This window comes from Actinophytocola sp. (assembly GCF_035762905.1).
Lineage (GTDB): Bacteria > Actinomycetota > Actinomycetes > Mycobacteriales > Pseudonocardiaceae > DASYTH01.
The window spans coordinates 1-17,446 of the sequence record NZ_DASUCC010000162.1 but is presented as its reverse complement, the minus strand read 5'-3'; the positions used below and the strand labels follow the sequence as shown (position 1 = coordinate 17,446).

Annotated in this window: 16 protein-coding genes; 8 read left to right on the top strand and 8 right to left on the bottom strand. The window is 71.2% G+C overall.

Annotated features, from left to right (window positions below; genetic code table 11):
• The first annotated feature begins 453 nt into the window (after nt 1–453).
• The gene (locus tag VFV67_RS35765) at nt 454–1,893 is read left to right on the top strand and encodes a hypothetical protein (protein ID WP_326475155.1); all 1,440 of its coding nucleotides are present in this window, start codon (nt 454–456) and stop codon (nt 1,891–1,893) included.
• A complete protein-coding gene (locus VFV67_RS35760) occupies nt 1,893–2,666 on the top strand; it encodes an ESX secretion-associated protein EspG (protein WP_326475154.1) in 774 nt (257 codons plus the stop codon). Before VFV67_RS35765 ends, VFV67_RS35760 begins: the two co-directional genes overlap by 1 nt.
• A 148-nt stretch (nt 2,667–2,814) precedes the next feature.
• Here VFV67_RS35760 and phoU read toward each other — a convergent pair whose 3' ends face one another.
• The 6 genes from phoU to VFV67_RS35730 form a co-directional block, all read right to left on the bottom strand.
• Nucleotides 2,815–3,477, bottom strand: coding sequence for a phosphate signaling complex protein PhoU (phoU, locus tag VFV67_RS35755; protein WP_326475153.1), 663 nt, complete (start codon nt 3,475–3,477; stop codon nt 2,815–2,817).
• Between the two features lie 83 nt (nt 3,478–3,560).
• Entirely contained in the window at nt 3,561–5,684 is a 2,124-nt protein-coding gene (locus VFV67_RS35750) for an LCP family protein (RefSeq protein ID WP_326475152.1), read from the bottom strand.
• Between the two features lie 537 nt (nt 5,685–6,221).
• Nucleotides 6,222–7,073, bottom strand: a complete 852-nt coding sequence (locus tag VFV67_RS35745; protein ID WP_326475151.1) for a GGDEF domain-containing protein — start codon at nt 7,071–7,073, stop codon at nt 6,222–6,224.
• A 109-nt stretch (nt 7,074–7,182) separates the two neighbouring features.
• Nucleotides 7,183–7,638, bottom strand: coding sequence for a hypothetical protein (locus VFV67_RS35740; RefSeq protein ID WP_326475150.1), 456 nt, complete (start codon nt 7,636–7,638; stop codon nt 7,183–7,185).
• Nucleotides 7,639–7,640: 2 nt separating this feature from the next.
• Nucleotides 7,641–8,774 (bottom strand): tRNA dihydrouridine synthase DusB, encoded by a 1,134-nt coding sequence (gene dusB, locus VFV67_RS35735; RefSeq protein WP_326475149.1) that lies wholly within the window; start codon nt 8,772–8,774, stop codon nt 7,641–7,643.
• Between the two features lie 50 nt (nt 8,775–8,824).
• The gene (locus tag VFV67_RS35730) at nt 8,825–9,199 is read right to left on the bottom strand and encodes a hypothetical protein (RefSeq protein WP_326475148.1); all 375 of its coding nucleotides are present in this window, start codon (nt 9,197–9,199) and stop codon (nt 8,825–8,827) included.
• A 392-nt stretch (nt 9,200–9,591) separates the two neighbouring features.
• On the opposite strand from VFV67_RS35730, the gene VFV67_RS35725 reads away from it, so the two are divergent.
• Together VFV67_RS35725 and VFV67_RS35720 are read left to right on the top strand one after the other, a co-directional pair.
• Nucleotides 9,592–9,885 carry an iron-sulfur cluster biosynthesis family protein gene (locus VFV67_RS35725; protein ID WP_326475147.1) on the top strand — a complete coding sequence of 98 codons (294 nt, stop codon included), beginning with the start codon at nt 9,592–9,594 and terminating at the stop codon, nt 9,883–9,885.
• A 47-nt stretch (nt 9,886–9,932) separates the two neighbouring features.
• Entirely contained in the window at nt 9,933–10,835 is a 903-nt protein-coding gene (locus VFV67_RS35720; RefSeq protein ID WP_326475146.1) for an SMP-30/gluconolactonase/LRE family protein, read from the top strand.
• Between the two features lie 131 nt (nt 10,836–10,966).
• Here VFV67_RS35720 and VFV67_RS35715 read toward each other — a convergent pair whose 3' ends face one another.
• On the bottom strand, nt 10,967–11,506 hold the full coding sequence (locus VFV67_RS35715; RefSeq protein WP_326475145.1) for a hypothetical protein: 540 nt from the start codon (nt 11,504–11,506) through the stop codon (nt 10,967–10,969).
• A gap of 42 nt (nt 11,507–11,548) precedes the next feature.
• Nucleotides 11,549–13,645: a DUF6351 family protein gene (locus VFV67_RS35710; protein ID WP_326475144.1), complete on the bottom strand. Its 2,097-nt coding sequence runs from the start codon at nt 13,643–13,645 to the stop codon at nt 11,549–11,551.
• A gap of 77 nt (nt 13,646–13,722) precedes the next feature.
• Here VFV67_RS35710 and VFV67_RS35705 point away from each other — a divergent pair, with 77 nt between their 5' ends.
• The 4 genes from VFV67_RS35705 to VFV67_RS35690 all read left to right on the top strand — a co-directional run bounded on the left by VFV67_RS35705 (nt 13,723) and on the right by VFV67_RS35690 (nt 17,397).
• Entirely contained in the window at nt 13,723–14,760 is a 1,038-nt protein-coding gene (locus tag VFV67_RS35705; protein ID WP_326475143.1) for an MBL fold metallo-hydrolase, read from the top strand.
• Between the two features lie 41 nt (nt 14,761–14,801).
• Nucleotides 14,802–15,437, top strand: a complete 636-nt coding sequence (locus VFV67_RS35700) for a PadR family transcriptional regulator (protein WP_326475142.1) — start codon at nt 14,802–14,804, stop codon at nt 15,435–15,437.
• Nucleotides 15,438–15,655: 218 nt separating this feature from the next.
• A complete protein-coding gene (locus VFV67_RS35695; RefSeq protein WP_326475141.1) occupies nt 15,656–16,624 on the top strand; it encodes an ATP-binding cassette domain-containing protein in 969 nt (322 codons plus the stop codon).
• Nucleotides 16,621–17,397, top strand: a complete 777-nt coding sequence (locus VFV67_RS35690) for an ABC transporter permease (RefSeq protein ID WP_326475140.1) — start codon at nt 16,621–16,623, stop codon at nt 17,395–17,397. The genes VFV67_RS35695 and VFV67_RS35690 overlap by 4 nt, the downstream gene beginning before the upstream one ends.
• Nucleotides 17,398–17,446: the final 49 nt, after the last annotated feature.

Below are 17,446 nucleotides of genomic sequence, written 5' to 3'. Positions count from 1 at the left end.
GCGAAGCTGGTGGAACCGGAACTGCCCTGAGAGCTACTGGAGGAGAGGACGATGGCGCCACGGCCCCGGTACGGGGTGAATCCCGTTGACACGGATCCGCAGGCGACTTCGGTGTCGGATCCGAACAGCCCGGATTATGACCGGAGCAGTCCCTATTATGATAGTACTTTGGATCCTTCTCGGGGGACTCATTTCGACCGGCGGGGGACGGTCGACACGAGTGATGATATTCGGGATGAGGCCGAGCGGGAGGTTACCGCTGATGATGAGGCCAATGATGGGTGGCTGACGAACTTCATCGAGCCTATTACCCATGATATTCGGGTGGACAGCCGGTACAACGCGGGAATGGATCAGCAGGTTGCGCAGTTGGCGGCGAATTTGCCGACGCGGCCGGCGCCCACCATTGAGGATGCGAACTATCTGGGGTATCAGCATAGTGAGCTGAAGAACATGGTGACCGAGAACGCCGATGCGGGGCAGGTGGGGGCGGCGGGGGACACCTGGGTCACGGTGGGCAACACGATGATCCAGTTCCAGGAGGACATCGCGTCCGCGATCAACAACAGCGAGGCGGACTGGCAGGGGACGGCGGCCAACTCGGCGCGGATGTTCATGGCGGATGTCGGTACCTGGGTGGGGACCGCGGGGCAGGGCGCGGCGCTGGCCGGGACGCAGATGTTGCGCCAGGCCGAGGCGCTGTCCACCGCGTCGAACTCGATGCCCGAGGAGGTCCCGTACGACCGGGACGAGTGGACGCAGCGGATCATGAGTTCGTCGGATCCGTGGGGCACCTACCACGAGGCGGTCGAGCAGTACAACGCGAGCCAGGAGGCGCACCAGCGCGCCGCCGAGGTGCTCACCAGCTATGACGGCGGGCTGGCCGGGGCGAGCACGATGCCGGCGTTCACCGCGCCGCCGATGATGGGCGGCGGGGACGCCACGCTGACCGACGCCAGCGACACCGACGGCGTCGGCCGGATGGGCGGCGGCCCGGACGGGCCGCCCGGGTCCGGCGGCAGCGGGCCCGGGACCGGCGGCAGCGGACCGGGTACCGGCGGGGCCAGCGTGCCGCCGAGCCTGCCGGGTCCCGGTGGGACCGGTGGGGGCGGGACCGGCGGGTCGGGTACCGGGGGCACGGGTGGAACCGGTGGCCCCGGCGGGATCGGCATTCCCGGCGGCCCTGGCGGTGCCGGCGGCGGCACCGGCGGGACCGGGGGCACCGGCGGAGTCGGCGGCATTCCCGGCGGCCCTGGCGGGACCACGCCGGGCGGCGTGCTTCCGGGTGGGCGTCCACCGTCGATTCCGGTCGGCGGCGGGTCACGGCCGCCCGGAACGGGTCCGGGTGGCGGCGGGCCGGGCGGTGGCCCTGGCGAAGGCGGCTTCCCACCCGGTGGCGGGTTCCCGATCGGCGGCCTGCCGATCGGCGGCGGGTTGCCCGGCGGCGAGGACGGTCTTCGACCCGGGCGCGGTCCCGGCGGCGGGCCGGGCTTCGGGCCGGGTCTCGGCGGTGGTGGCGCCGGTGAGGGCGGCGGCGGTCGCGGCGTCAGCCCGTTCGGCACCGGAGGCGGTGGCGGCGTCGACGGCGAGCACGGCGGGCGTGGGCTCGGCCGGGGACCGGGCGGCACGGCCTTCGGGCCGGGTGGCAGCGCACCGGGCGCCGGTGCCGGAGCACTGGCCGCCGAGCACGCGGCCACCGGCGGCGGCCGGGCCGGTGGTCCGGGAGCCGGCGGGCGGGCCGGCGGCGGCATGCCCATGGGCGGCATGGCCGGCGCGCGCGGCCAGGGCGACGAGGACGGCGAGCACCAGCGCCCGTCCTACCTGGTCGAGGCCGACCCGGATTCGCTGTTCGGCACCGACGAGATGACCGCGCCGCCGGTGATCGGTGAGTGATGGCCGGTCCGTACCGGGTGTCGCTCGCCGCGGCGGACATCCTGTCGCAGTCGCTTGCCCTGAACCTCCGACTGTTCCCGTTCGAGATCCCCAGCGTGGGCCGGCTCAAGCAGGACCGGGTGCGCATCGCCCGGATGGTGTTCCTCGACCTGGCCCGGCGCGGGCTGGTCCGCAACGGCGAACTCGACCCGGGTCTGCGCCGCGCGCTGGACACGATCGCCGACTACCGGGTCGCGGTGGCCGTGCTCGGCACCCTGGAGAAGGGCAAGCAGATCATGGCCCGGGCATCGGCGAACGGGGACACCGGCGTGCTCGCCGTGCAGGACGGCCAGCACTTCCGGCTGGAGCTGATCAGGCCGACGGCGCTGGCCGCGACCGTGGTCGGGTTGCTGCCCAAGGCCGACGCCGGGCCGGGCCAGTCGGTGACGCTGACCAAGCCGGCACTGCGCGGCGACGAGGCCACGAGCCTGTTCGGTGACGTGAGCGCGCCTCGGCACACCGTGACGCCGTCCGCGCTGCGGGTCGCCGAGGGCTACCTGACCCGGCCGCGCACCGGTGCCGGGTTCTTCGCGGTGAGCGGAAAGGACCGCAACGGCAAGGACGTTCGGACCGGCGAGGTCGGCTGGTTCGACACCGACGCCGGGCGCTACCTCAACCTGTCCCGGCCGCCGGGCGAGGACGGCCAGATCCACGGCACCCTGTCACCGGCCGACAACGCCCGGCTGACGCAGCAACTCGGCCACCTCATCGACTCGGCGGCCCGGCCCGGTTAGTGCCTCTGTCCCTTGGATCCTGCGGGAAAGTCCGCACCCGACCAACAGTTACCTCAGGGGAACGTGACGGCACCCAGCCACAATCCACCCGACACCCGCACGCTCGTCGGAACGCAACCCACACACAAATTCCGGAGCGGCGGATTGATCAGGCGTCGTCGTGACCGGAGCCGGGCATCCGGCCGGTGACCACGAAAACCACCCGCTTGCCGACCGAGACGGCGTGGTCGGCGAACCGCTCGTAGAACCGGCCGAGCAGGGTCACGTCGACCGCGGCGGCCACGCCGTGCGGCCACTCCCGGTCCATGATCACGCTGAACAGGTGCCGGTGCAGGTCGTCCATCTCGTCGTCGGCGTCCTCGAGCGAGCGGGCCTGCTCGATGTCCTTGCTCTGGATCACCTGCTCGGCCTTGCGGGCCAGGCTCACCGCGACCCGGCCCATCTCGGCGAAGTACGCCGCGACCGAATCCGGCAGCACGGGCTGCGGGTGCCGGCGGCGCGCCGCCTTGGCCACGTGCAGGGCGAGGTCGCCCATCCGCTCCAGGCTCTCCGAGGCGTGGATCGCGGCCAGCACGGTGCGCAGGTCGGTGGCCACCGGCGCCTGCAGCGCGAGCAGCGCGTAGGCGTGCTCCTCGCAGGCGGACCGGGCCTCGTCGACCTTCGCGTCGTCGCTGATCACCTGCTCGGCCAGGCCGAGGTCGGCATCGAGCAGTGCCCTGGTGGCCAACTCCATGGCGTCACCCACCATGGAACACATTCCCGCCAACTCGTCCGCGAGCTGGGCGAGCTCGTCATGGTAGGCCTCACGCATGGCGACATGTTACGGCGCGGTGCGGCTGGACATCGCAACCTTGGATGAACCGGCGGTGAACCCGGCGCCAACGATTGGCCCGGTCAGGCGCAGGAGACGTCGCCCGCGTTCACCGTGTTGATGTTCTCCGGAACCTTGGGTTGCTCCGGCGCCGCGCCGGCTCCGTTCGGCGCCACGACGTTGCCCTTGTACTCCGGGCCGATGATCAGCATCAGCGCACCGGCCACCGACGGGTCCTCCTGCATCTGCGCGCCGGGGATCGCCGAGGCCACCACCCGGGCGGCGGCCTCCTTCTCCTTGCCGTACTTGACCACGGTCTGCTTCACCTGGGCCAGCGCGTTGTCCACGCTGACCACCTCGAAGCCGAAGCCCTGCAGCTTCCGCGCGGTGTTGCGGGCGATGCCGGAGGTGGCGTTGCCGCCGTTGAGCACCTGCATCTTGATCGTCTTGGGGTCGATCGGCTGGGCCGGCGGCGGCGCGCTGGTCGCGGTCTCGTCCGGCTTCGGCGGGGTCTCGCCGGGCAGCGGGGTGTCCTGCCGGATCGCCTCGAACAGCGCGTTCTTGTCGGCGTCGCGCAATACCTCGTTGCCCCGGCCGTTCGCCTCGCCCACGGTCGGCACGGTGATGAACGTGACCCGGCCGGCCTCAAGGCCCTGCATGGACTGGCCGAGCAGGATCATCTGGTCGGAGCCGATGTTGTCGCCGAAGGTCGACTTGGCGAAGGCGTCGACGAAGCCGGTCAGCTTGCCCGGGTCCAGCAGCACCTGGTTGGACATGGCCTTGCGCAGCAGCGCGGACAGGAACCGCTGCTGCCGGATGATCCGGCCGTAGTCGGAGGTCGGGTCGCCCTGCACCTTGCGCGCCCGCACGAAGTTCAGCGCCTGGTCACCGCTGAGCGTGACCTCCTTGCCGGGCTCCTTGACGATCAACCCGAGCTCGGCGTCCTTGAGCGGGCGCTCGACGCAGACCTGGACGCCCTGCACGGCGTCGACCATGCCCTTGAAGCCGTTGAAGTCGATGCCGACGAAGTGGTTGATCGCGATGCCGGACAGCTCCTGCACCATCTTGGTGACGCACTTCGGGCCGCCGATCGCGTACGCAGTGTTGATCTTGACGTTGCGCTGCGCCGGGAACTGCTCGCCGGTGTACTTGCTGGTCTTCGCGTCCCATCCCTCGCAGGCGGGCCGGGTCACCTCGAGGTCGCGCGGAAAGGACACCACGACCACGCGCTTCCGGTTGGCCGGCACGTGCGCGATCATGATCGTGTCGGCGCGGGCGCCCTCGACGGCCCTTGCGTCGCCGACGCCGTCCTCGGCCTTGGCGCCCTCCCGGGTGTCCGAGCCGACCAGCAGGAAGTTCTCGTCGCCGTTCTGCGCGGCCCGGTCCATGATCGCGGCGGAGTTCTGGTCGAGGGCGTCCACCTGGACCTGCTTGCTGTCGACCCAGGCCTTGAAGCCCCATGCGACCCCGGTCGAGGCGAGCACCAGCACCGCGACGCCGCCGGCGATGATCTTGCCGGCTAAAGCTGAGCGACGAATGCCCTTGCTCCTGGTGGGTTGCGGCGCGGGCTGGTCGAACGACACGGCCGGGTCGGCGTCTGGCTGCTGCGGGCTGGACATGCCGACCAGCTCGTCCAGGCGGTCCAGCTCGTCGTCCTCCTTGGACCACGGGAAGATCCGCTTGCGCTTGGCCTTGCGCTCGCGCTCCTCGGCGCGCAGCTCGTCGTGCACCTTGGAGAACCGGGCCAGGGTGTGGTCCACCCGGCGGCGCTTTTCGGTCTCCGCGCCGATCGGCTCCATCTCGGTGGTCAGACCGATCGGGTCCATCTCGGCGGCCGGCGGGCGGGGCGGCTGGGCCGCCGGGGGGATCGCCGGCATGCTCGGCGACTCGGTTGGCCACGCGGGGTTCGGCGGCGGCGGGCCGGCCATCCGGCCCTGCGGCATGGGGGGCATCGACGCCTGGCCGGGAACCTGGTTGGGAATGCGCGGCAGCGGCCGGACCTGGGGCCCGGACTGGATCGCGGTGCCCTGCCGGCGCGGGCCGGCCGGAGCCGCCGGGCGCGGGCCGGCACCGAACTGGCCGGTGGGCTGCTGCGGCGGCGGAGGTGCCGCGGCCGGGTGGCCCCAGCCGCCGGCCGGCCCCTCAGCGGGGCGGCGCGGGCCGTCCGTCGGGCGCGGCGCTCGGGCGGGCGGCGGCGGCGCCGGCATCCGAGGGTTGGACGGGTGCTGCTGGCGCGGCGGTTGCGCGGGGGGCGGCTGGTGGGCCGGTGGTGGGGGCGGCTGGCGGCGCTGCGGTTGCGCGGGCTGTGGCGGCTGCTGCTGCTGCCGCGCGGGCGGAGCCGGTTGAGCCGATGGAGGGTAGGCGACCGGGCGGGAGCCGGTGTGCCGTTCGACCAGGTCAGCGACGCTCAACCCGCCGGGCCCCTCCATCGACCGACGGCGCCGCCTGGGTTGCTCGTCCGGCTCGGCCGATCGGGAGTGCCGACCTTCACGGTGGCCACCTGCCGAAGGAGGGGTGCCGCCAGAGCGATGATGATCGTCGGGCACCCGAGCTCCTCTCACGTTCACTGCTTGCGGCGCGATGTGATCCATCTTGCCGCCAACTAGTTATAAAGACGTTGCACAGTACCGCTTGGTTGCCGTTCTGTGGTGGCTTTCCGCGACGAGATAGTACGGATGGATGGCACGCATGGCGACGGCAACCCGGGACTTCCTCACTGACAGTACGTGGTATTGCCGATGAACTTAGTCCACTTGGGGGATCAGAACCGCGCGATGCGGTAAGCGGTCGGACCGATCGGCTGAGCGTCGGCGGGCCGCGGCTCCGGCGAGTCGGATCTGACCGTCCACCCGATAGGCGACGGCATTTCGGCCGGATCGCTTGGCCGCGTACAGCAACGCGTCGGCCCGCCGCAGCTGGGTCTGCGGGCGGTCGGCACCGGAACCGGCGGGCGGCGCGTGATCCAGACCGATGCTCACGGTCACCCGCAGGCCACCGGCGATCGTGCGCCACGGGTAACCCTCCACCCGCGCCCTGGCCGCCTCGACGAGCCGGACCGCCGCCGGTGCGGTCACCCCGGGTAGCACCAGCACGAACTCCTCCCCGCCGTAGCGCGCGCAGAACCCGGTGTCCGGCAGGCCCTCCTGTAGCAGCTCGACCACCCGCTGCAGCACCCGGTCGCCGACCTGATGGCCGAAGGTGTCGTTCACCCGCTTGAACCGGTCCAGGTCGACCAGGGCCACGGCCAGCCCGTCGGCGCCGCCGGGCAGCGGGTTGCCCACCGGTGCCAACAGCCGCTGGTCCAGGTAGCGGCGGTTGTAGCTGGCGGTCAGCGCGTCCCGGATGGCCTGCTCGTGCGCCTCGGCGTGCTCGCGGCGCAGCCGGTCGAACTCCGCCCGGAGCTGCTCGGGAATCCGGGGCGGTGCCGGCGCGTCGGTCCGGTTCGCCGAGACGATGTCCAGGGCCTGCCGGGCGTGCGCGTAGGCCTGGCGCCACATTCCCTGCTCGGCAAGCATCCCGGCGATCGACTCGTGGAACGCGATGAGGTTCGCGGTGTGCCCGGGCGGTTCGGTGACGCGTTGGTCCGGTACGGCCACCGCGCTCACCTCCCTACGTATCGAGGTTTCGTCCGATAAGAGGGGCCGCTTGAGCCGTAGGGACATGCCGGGGCCGAAGTTCGCTCAACCGGCGTACTGACGCGGGGGGTCAGCGGGTGGGGCAGGGGGTGAACCCGTACGCCTTGCCGTCCAGCACGACCACCCGCTGCGAGCCGATCTGCTCGGCGATCGAGGCGCCGTCCCGGCGGATGCTCACCGACACACCGAGCACGTAGACCAGGCCGCGCGGCGGTTTGCCGGCGTTCTCCGGGGCCCAGTTGAAGTCCGTGCGGAACGTCGACATCGCCGGCTCGATCCGCAGGGTCAGCTCGCCGAGATCGCACAGCCGGTCGCTGAAGTCCGGATGCTGGGTGCGGCGCAGAAAGTCCCGCTGGGTGGTCGGCCCCTCCTTGCCGGCGTCGTTGAGCTCGGCGAAGTAGTCGGTGACCAGCTTGCGGTCCTCCGCCGCGGAGCCGATCGCGACCGGCGACCCGGCCACGGCCGTCGTGCAGCCCGCGACCGCCAGCGCCGCAACGGCGACCGCCACGTGGCGGACTCGAGCCATGATCAACCCCCAGAGTGCATCAGCTCGGCGCCGGCCGGCACCGCGGCGTCGTCGGGATCGTCCAGCCAGCCGTCCGGCAGCGCAACCCGCGCCGGCGACCCCTGCCGCCCGCGCGGGCCCTCGGCGGCGGCCGGGAACGGCGCGTCGCGATCCAGCTCGGCGAGCAGCCCGGCCAGCTCGGCCAGGCTGCTGACCAGGGCGAGCCGCTGGCGCAGCGTCGGGCCGACCGCGAAGCCGCGCAGGTACCAGGCCACGTGCTTGCGCAGGTCCCGCACGCCCCGGTCCTCGCCGAGGTGCTCGGCGAGCAGGCTGGCGTGCCGGTACATCACGTCGGCGACACCGCCCAGGTTCGGCCCCGGGGGCAGCTCCCGGCCGGCGAAGGCGGCCTGCAGGTCGGCGAACAGCCAGGGCCGGCCGAGGCAGCCGCGGCCGATCACCACGCCGTCGCACCCGGTCCGCGCCATCATGTCCAGCGCGTCCGCGGCGGCGAAGATGTCGCCGTTGCCCAGCACCGGGATGGTCCGCACGGCGTCCTTGAGCCGGGCGATCGCCGACCAGTCGGCCTGGCCGGAGTAACGCTGCGCGGCCGTCCGGGCGTGCAGCGCCACCGCCGCCGCGCCGGCCGCCTCGGCGATCCGGCCGGCGTCGGTGTAGGTCTGGTGGTCCTCGTCGATCCCGATCCGGAACTTCACGGTCACCGGGATCCCGGCCGGCTCCGCGGCGCGCACCGCGGCCGCCACGATCTCGCCGAACAGCCTGCGCTTGTACGGCAGCGCCGCGCCGCCGCCCTTGCGGGTCACCTTGGGCACCGGGCAGCCGAAGTTCATGTCGACGTGGTCGGCCAGGTTCTCGTCGACGATCATCCGCACGGCCGCCGCCATCGTGCCCGGATCCACGCCGTAGAGCTGGACCGACCGCGGGTACTCGTCCGGGTCGAACGTGATCATGTGCATGGTCGCCCGGTCCCGCTCGACCAGGGCCCGCGTAGTGATCATCTCGCAGACGTACAGCCCGGCCCCGTGCGCCCGGCACAACCGCCGGAACGCCACGTTGGTGATCCCCGCCATCGGCGCGAGCACCACCGGCGGATCGACCGCGAACGGGCCGATCTTCAGCGCCGGAGTCCTGGATGCCACACCTCAGGCTAGCCGGGCCGGACCCCGGACGTGGCCGGGATGAGCCAAGGTCAAGGGTTCACCAGCTGGTTGACCCGTTGGAACGAAAGTCCGAGCACCTCGCCGGCCTCCCGCTGCGAGAGCCCAAGGGCGATCAACTCCTGCGCCGCGGCGCGATGTTCGGCCGCCGCCTCGGCGGTCTTGTGTCGCGCCTCCGCACGCAGCACTTCGGCCCGCGTGCGGTGATCTTGCACGCTTTCCGGCAGCCGTACGTTGATCCGCAGCCGGTACTCGTGCTCGGCCAGTCCGGTCATGATCTGGATCAGCTCGTTGGCCATGACCGCAACATCCTTGTACCGGACCGCCTGGGTCGACCGGTCGAGCGGAGACACCCGGATCAGCCAGAACCTGTCGTCCCGGGTCACCTCGGCGTCGAAAGTCTTCACGTCAGCCACCATCCCATCCCGAGTTCGTCCTGGCATTCCTTGCAGATGTCCGCCGCCAGGCGCTCGCCGAGCTCGCGGTGGCGAGGGATCGGGATGGTCTCCCGACCGAGCAGATAGATGGAGTGGTTCGCTCCTTCCCGCAGGAGTCGCCACTCCACCTCTTGGCGCTTGGCCGCCGCCGCGATCTTCCTGATCAGATCTCTTCGCTTCGCAGCGTACGTCTAGTGCGGGATAGACGCAAGCGTCAAGTCGACTATAGACAGTTCACCCGGCTGTGCATGATGATCACCCGAGTGGGTAGGTGCAGGTCCTGTTGGACTTGCGCGGCGTTCAGCGGGGTGGGTGGGGGCGTCTTACGGTTGGGTGGAATGGCGTCGAAGGAAGGAGAGCGGATGCTGGCCGTGACGGAGGCGGCAGCGGAGGCGATCAGTGCGCTGACGGCGCAGGAAGGGGTTGCGGGAAACGGCGGGTTGCGGTTCGCGGTGCGGACGGCGGACGACTCGCAGGCGGCGCTGGCATTGTCGGTGGCACCGGAGCCGTCGGAGGGTGACCAGGTGGTCACCAGCCAGGACGGGGCGCAGGTGTTTCTCGAGCCGCAGGCCGCGGAGTTTCTCTCGGACAAGGTGCTCGACGTCGAGCAGGACGCGGAGGGGCAGTTGAGCTTCGCCGTTCTCGAGCGGAGCTGAGCGCCCGCTATCGTTCGCGGCATGTCAACCACCGGCCGGGACCGCTGATGATCAAGGCCCAGTTCGAGGTGATCGATCAGCGGTTCCGGCGGGTCGACGGGGACGCGTTCGTCGAGGAGCTGCACACCGGCTGCCGGTGGACCGAGGGACCCGCGTACTTCCCGGCCGGGCGCTACCTCATCTTCAGTGACATCCCCAACGACCGGATGCTGCGCTGGGACGAGACCACCGGCGCGGTCGGGGTGTTCCGCGCGCCGGCCGGGTATGCCAACGGGCACACCGTCGACCGGAGCGGCCGGCTGATCAGCTGCGAGCACGGCAACCGCCGGGTCACCCGAACCGAACACGACGGCAGCGTCACGGTGCTCGCCGACCGGTTCGACGGCAACCGGCTGAACAGTCCCAACGACGTGGTGGAGCGGGCCGACGGCTCGGTCTGGTTCACCGATCCCAGCTACGGCATCGACTCCGACTACGAGGGCCACCGGGCGGACAGCGAGATCGGCGCCTGCCACGTGTACCGGATCGACCCGGACACCGGCGCGGTGCGCGTCGTGCTGGACGACTTCTTGCGCCCCAACGGGTTGGCCTTCACGCCGGACGAGCGGCAGCTGTACGTGGCGGACACCCGGCGCAAGCATGTGCGACGGTTCGACGTGGCCGCGGACGGCACCTGCACCGGCGGCGACGTGTTCGCCGAGTGCGACGCCGGCAGCTTCGACGGGATCCGGCTGGACGACGCCGGCCGGGTCTGGGTGGCCGCACACGACGGGCTGCACTGCTTCGACCCGGACGGCACGCTGATCGGCAAGCTGTTGCTGCCGCAGATCGTGTCCAACCTGACCTTCGGCGGCCCGAAACGCAACCACCTGTTCATCACCGCGACCACGTCGGTGTACGCGATCCGGGTCAACTTCAACGGGGCCGCGTATCCGCCTCTCCGGAATTGACTGCTGTCGTTACGTCCCAACGAAAGTGCGGTTCACGGGTTGATCGTGGCCGGGTGCCGTCACGGTGCCCCCTGAGGTTGCGTTGGCCGGTCCAAAGACTTCACACCATGATCCAAACGACCAGGCCCTGCCTACTCCTCGTACCAGTCCGCGCGGATGTCGGCGGTGTCCTCGTCGGTCATGAGGTCGTCGAACAACCCGTCCGGATCGTCGTCATCGTCGCCCGGGTCGGGGTCGTCGGAGTCCGGGTCGTCGTCGGAGTCCGGATCATCGTCGGCGCCGGGCTCGTCGTCGAAGTCGTAGGGCGTGTAGTCGCTGTCCGTGGGGGCGGGCTGCGGTGCCGGGTTGGGGTCGGGGGCCGGCTGCTCGGCCGGCGGCGGGCCGGACTGCGCCGTGCCACCGCCCTGTCCCTTGGCGTTCCAGGTGCCCAGGCCGGTCGGGTCGTGGTAGGCCGACTCGGCCTTGCCGTCGTCGTCGTGATCCAGCAGCGCGGTGTCGGCGATCCCGTCGCCGTCGGAGTCCCACAGCACGTCGTCGACCCGGCCGTCGCCGTCGAAGTCCAGCGCGACACCGTCGGCGACCCCGTCCCCGGAGACGTCGACATCGGCCGCCGAATGGTGCACGTGCGGATCGCCCTGACCGGTTCCGAACCGGTACTCGATGTCCGGCATGCCGGAAACGTAGCAGGACGGGGTCGCCCGAGTGGCCGGTTTCTACAAGGCCGGACGGGACCGCGGCGGATCACCGAGGGGCGCGCCACCGGGACCGTCGGCAAAGCTCATCCAGGGGATGGCCGGGCGCTGGTCGACGCTCGGCCTGCGCCAGTCGCACACGCCGGTGGGGAACGCGGTGCGCAGCGCCGCCCACTGGGCATCGGTGAACGTGACCCGGTAGTCCCGGCGATCCGGCCGTTTCAGCTGGCACTGCAGGATGTCGTCGGCCAGCGGGCCGCCCGCGGCGATCCGCGCGTCGGCGAACGGCGGGTAGGTCTGGCCGCACCGGGCCAGGTCGAAGACCTGCACCCCGTCGATCCAGCAGGCGTCGACGGCGGCCGCCGGCTTGTTCGCGATCACCTTGGCGCGCAGCGGTTTGTGGCTGCGGTCGGCCTCGATGGCGGCCAGCCACTGATCCATCAGCAGGAACGACTGCAGCGCGATCTGCGGCGGCGGCACGATCGGTGCCGGGAACGTCCAGATGATCTGGTTGCCGTGCCCGCCGGCGTCCCGGTCCAGCTTGGCCCGCATCTTGTAGCTGTGGAACGAGGTGTGGATCTCCCGGGTCTCGTTGTACCCGCGCAGGTCGATGATCGGGACGGTCGCCAGCTGCCGGGCGTCGACCACCTGGCCGGTGCGGTAGAGCGTGCGCACCGAACCGGGGTCGGGCACCGCGCGCTGCGGCTGGAACCGCCAGTCGACGTCCTTGCTGCCGATCTTGGTGTTCAGGTCGACGAACTGCTCCGCCGTGATCTGCCCGGCCTGCAAGGCGTTGAGCCCGTACTGCACCCCGGTGTTGCTGGCCGGCAGCTTGGCGAAGCCGTCCTGCTCGCGGGCGCCGAGCACGGCGATCATGTAGTCCTGGATGGTGCAGCGCACCCCGCTCGGGTTGGTCTGCGGGTGGTAGACCAGGGCCTGGGGCAGGTTGCAGTTGGCCGCCCTTGTCGGGTCGCTCACCGGCGCGAACGCGATGTTCCAGGCCAGGCAGTCGGTGACGTCCTTGTGCCCGTCGACCAGCGCCCGCTGCGCCGGGTCCGGCCACAGCGCCGGGGAGATGGTGGTGAAGTAGTTGACCAGCAGGTGGCAGTCGCCGACCTCGGTGCCGGTGGTCCAGGTGTCGGTGTAGCTGCAGTTGGGCTGGATGCCGTCGAGCAGCCCGGGATAGGTGGCCGCGATCAGCTGCTGCTGGATGGCGCCGCCGGAGCAGCCGGCGCCGATCGTGTACCGGATCTGGCCGTACCGCTCGACGATCCGTTCCTTGACCATCAGCACGGCCTCGGCGGAGACCACGCCGTTGGCGTTCTGGCCCTGCACGTTCAGGCCCGACGTGGCCACCATGAAACCGCGGGACAGCGGGAGATCCTGGAGCACCTGGCCGGGCAGCTCCTGGACGTGGTGCGGCGCGGAGCCGCCACCGAACGGCACCACCAGCTTGTGGTTCCACCCGGCCGGCGTGTTGGCTGCCGGGTCGAACAGCACGGCGATGTCGTAGATGCCGCGGTCGGCGGTGCCGCGCTCGACCCGCACGATGTAGGGCACGGTCACGCCCTGGTCGGTGCTGGTCCGCCCGATCAAGTCGGCGGGCGGCGGCGCGGCCGGGTCGTACGGCGCGAACTGGTTGGTCTGCGCGTTGCGGTAGAAGAACGTGTACCGGGTCGGGGCGTTGCACGCCGCGTCCAGGGCCGGCCCGAGTCCGGCCGCCTCGGTGCCGCACACCCAGGGTTGCACCTGCGGTCCGGCGAAGACCGGTCCGCCGATGGGATGGTTGGTGATCGTCAGCCGGGCGCCGATGCCGAACCGGGGCCGCGCGGTGAGCCGGTTCTCGCCGACCCGCAGACCCTCGAGGAGACCGAGCAGCGTTCCGTCCGGTTGCGGCCGGAAGGAGCCGGTCACGTCCCGGCCGTTCAGCTCCACCCGGACGGCGGTGTGCCGCGGCCGGTCCACCCGGACCAGCGCGTCGCCCCCGGTGATCAGGTCGGCGCGGTTGGACACCACCTCGATGGTGAGCCGGTCGGGCGGGGTCGCTTGCGCGTAACCCGTGCCCACCAAACCGAATCCGGTGACGAGTGCGGCCAGGACGGCCATGCGGCGCTGCATCGCTCGACGGTAAGGCACCGGCGTGGCGTGTGTCACGAGCCGTCCGGTGGCGCTGCCGTTCGAGTTAGGTTCCAGCCGTGACGGCGGCGATTCGTGACCAACCGGACGACTGGACCGAACCGGGCTCGTTTCGGGTGGCGCCCGGCGTTTACCGGGTCCCGCTGCCGTTGCCGTTCGACGCGTTGCGCGCGGTGAACGTCTACGCCGTCGACGACCCGGACGGCCTGGTGCTGGTCGACTCCGGCTGGGCGCTGGAGCAGAGCGAGAAGGCGCTCGCCGCGGCGCTGCGCAACCTCGGCTACGACCTGAGCGACATCGCCAGGATCGCGGTTACGCACGCGCACGGCGACCACTACACGCAGGCCATCGCCCTGCGCGAGGCGTACGGCACGCGGGTGAGCCTCGGCCGGGGCGAGCGGGCCAGCGTGGAGCGGCTGCTGCTCGGTGACCGGGCCGGCTACGAGGACCAGCACCGGCAACTGCGCCGCTACGGTGCGACCGCGCTGTCCGAGACGATCGCCAAGCTCGGCGCGCGGCGGCAGGGCGAGGACCGCACGCCGTGGGGCCGGCCGGACGGTTGGCTGGACGACGGCGAGCGGATCCAACTGGCCGACCGGGAGCTCGAGGTGATCGCCACCCCGGGGCACACCCAGGGGCACGTGGTGCTGCGCGACGAGCCGGCCGGGCTGCTGTTCGCCGGGGACCACATCCTGCCGCACATCACGCCGTCGATCGGCTTCGAAGCGGTGGTGCCGGCCACCCCGCTGCGCGACTACCTGGACTCCCTGCGGCTGGTCAAGGACATGCCGGACATGCTGCTGCTGCCGGCGCACGGTCCGGTCACGGCGAGCGTGCACCGGCGGGTGGACGAGCTGCTCGACCACCACGAGGTGCGGCTGGCCACGGTGCTGCGCGAGGTGCAGCGCGGGGTGCCGACCGCGTTCGAGGTGGCCAACCGGTTGCGCTGGACCCGGCGGGAGCGCGAGTTGTCCGAGCTGGACCCGTTCAACCAGATGCTGGCGGTGACCGAGACCGGGGCGCACCTGGACGTGCTGGTGCTGCAGCGCGAGCTGACCCGGACCGAGTCCGACGGCGTGTGGCTCTACTCGACCTGACAGTATTCTGAGGCGGATATCCGACTGCCTCAGGGAACTCCATGGCCAAGCGGAAGCTGTCCAACCCCCTCGCCCTCGCGGTGCTCGGTCTGCTGATCGAGAAGCCCATGCACCCGTACGAGATGTCCGGCACCATGCGCGAGCGGGTCAAGGAGGCGAGCATCAAGCTCAACTACGGCTCGCTGTACTCCGTGGTGGACTCGCTGGTGCGGCACGGCCTGATCGAGGTTCGCGAAACGGTGCGGGAGGGCCGGCGTCCGGAGCGGACCGTGTACGGGATCACCGAGGCGGGCCGCACCGAGTTCGTGGACTGGCTGTCCGAGCTGATCGCGGTGCCGGTCAAGGAGTACACCCAGTTCGAGGCGGCGCTGTCGCTGCTGCCCGGCCTGCCGCCGGACGAGGTGTTGCGGCTGCTGACCATCCGGCGCGGCCGGCTGGAGGCGGAGATCATCGGCGGCCAGGCGGTGCTGGACCGGATGACCGAGCAGGGCATGTACCTGGTGGCCATCGAGCTGGACTACGTGCTGGACCAGCGCAAGGCGGAGCTGGCCTTCATCGAGCGGGTGCTGAAGGGGATCGAGACCGGTGCGCTGTCCGGGATCGACCTCTGGCGCCGGGCCTACGAGAGTGGTGACCTGCCCACCGCGGAGGACTGGCGGCGCGCGGGGCTGGGCTGACATCACTCTTGACGTCACCGTGATGCCACTACATACTCGACGTCGGATATCAGTATCCGAGCAATAAAAAACGCTGGTCGGGTGCGGCAACACCCGACCAGCGGCAAACCCCAGGTCCGGCCCTTGGCGGAGCGGTACCCAGGCGCAACCTCAGCTTAGCCGGCTGCGCTCGAGGACCGGACTTGTCGCATTCGACGACAAGAGAGGTCCACAGGCAGATGAATGTCCCCGCGATAACAGCGGACGGCCTGGTCAAGCGGTACGGGGAGGTCACCGCGCTTGACGGGCTGACCTTCGAGGTCGCCGCCGGCACCGTGTTCGGTCTGCTCGGCCCGAACGGCGCCGGCAAGTCCACCACGATCAGGATCCTCACCACGCTGTCCCGGCCGGACGCCGGCACGGCCACGGTGGCCGGCATCGACGTGCTGCGCCGGCCGGACGACGTGCGCCGGGCGATCGGCGTGGTCACCCAGCGGGCCAGCACCGACCCGCAGGCCACCGGCCGGGAGAACCTGCTGCTGGCCGGCCGGCTGCACGGCATGCGCGGCCGCACCGTCCGGGACCGCGCCGACGAGCTGCTCGACCGGTTCGGCCTGACCGAGGCCGCCGGCCGGGTGGTGCGCACCTACTCCGGCGGGATGCAGCGCAAGCTGGACGTGGCGCTCGGCCTGATGCACCGGCCCCGGGTGCTGTTCCTGGACGAGCCGACCACCGGGCTGGACCCGCAGGCCAGGTCCGAGATGTGGGCCGAGATCGCCCGGCTGGCCAGCCACGAGCGGCTGACCGTCCTGCTCACCACGCACTACCTGGACGAGGCCGACCACCTCGCCGACCGCCTGGCCATCGTGGACCGCGGCCGGATCGTCGCGACCGGCACCGCCGAGCAGCTCAAGAGCGAGCTGCGCGGCGACGCCGTGGTGGCCGAGCTGGCGCCCGAGGTGGACCCGGTCACGGCCTGCTCGGCGATCGACCGGCTCGGCGGGATCACGGACGTGACCGTCGCCGGCCGGACCGTGCGGGCCAGGGTGGACAACGGCGCGAGCGCGGTGCCGGCGGTGCTGGCCGCGCTGGAGGCGAGCGGGCTGACCGCACTGTCGATCACCGTCGCCCGGCCGTCGCTTGACGATGTCTACCTGCGCCACACCGGCCGGACGTTCGCCGCGGCGGAGACGGGGGCGGCGGCATGACCACCCTGACCGTCCACACCGGACACCTGACCATGCGCGGCCTGCGGGCGATGCTCCGGCAGCCCGCGTTCGTGGTGATCATGCTGATTCAGCCGATGATCTGGCTGCTGCTGTTCGGCCAGCTGTTCCGGCGGGTGGTGGAGATCCCCGGTTTCGCCGCCGAGCACTACATCGACTTCCTCACCCCTGGCGTGGTCGTCATGACCGTGCTGTTCTCCAGCGGCTGGGCCGGAATGGCGTTCATCGAGGACATGGACCGCGGCGTGATGGATCGGATGCTGTCCTCGCCGGCCAGCCGCGGCGCGATGATGGCGTCGTCCATGGCCTACCAGGGCGTCACGATCGGGATCCAGTCGGTGGTCATCGTGCTGATCGGCCTTGTCGCCGGCGCCCGGTTCGCCGGCGGGGTGCTCGGCGTGCTGGTCATGCTGGTCGCCGCCGTGCTGCTGGGCGCGGCGTTCAGCTCGCTGTCCAACGGGATGGCGCTGCTGGTGCGCACCAGGGAGTCGCTGATCGGCTTCTCCACCATGCTGACCCTGCCGCTGTCCTTCCTGTCCTCGGCGATGCTCGCCAAGGAGGTCATGCCGGACTGGATGGCGACGGTCGCGGCCTACAACCCGGTGGACTGGACGGTGGTGGCCAGCCGCGAGGCGCTCTCCGCCGATCCGGACTGGGCGGCCGTCCTGGTGCGGCTCGGCGGCCTGCTCGCGGTCGCGGTCGCCATGGGCTGGATCGCCACCCGCGCGTTCCGGTCCTATCAGCGCTCGCTCTGACCGCCATGGGTCAGCGTGGCGACGACCGCACCGTTGATCCATAGTGGAC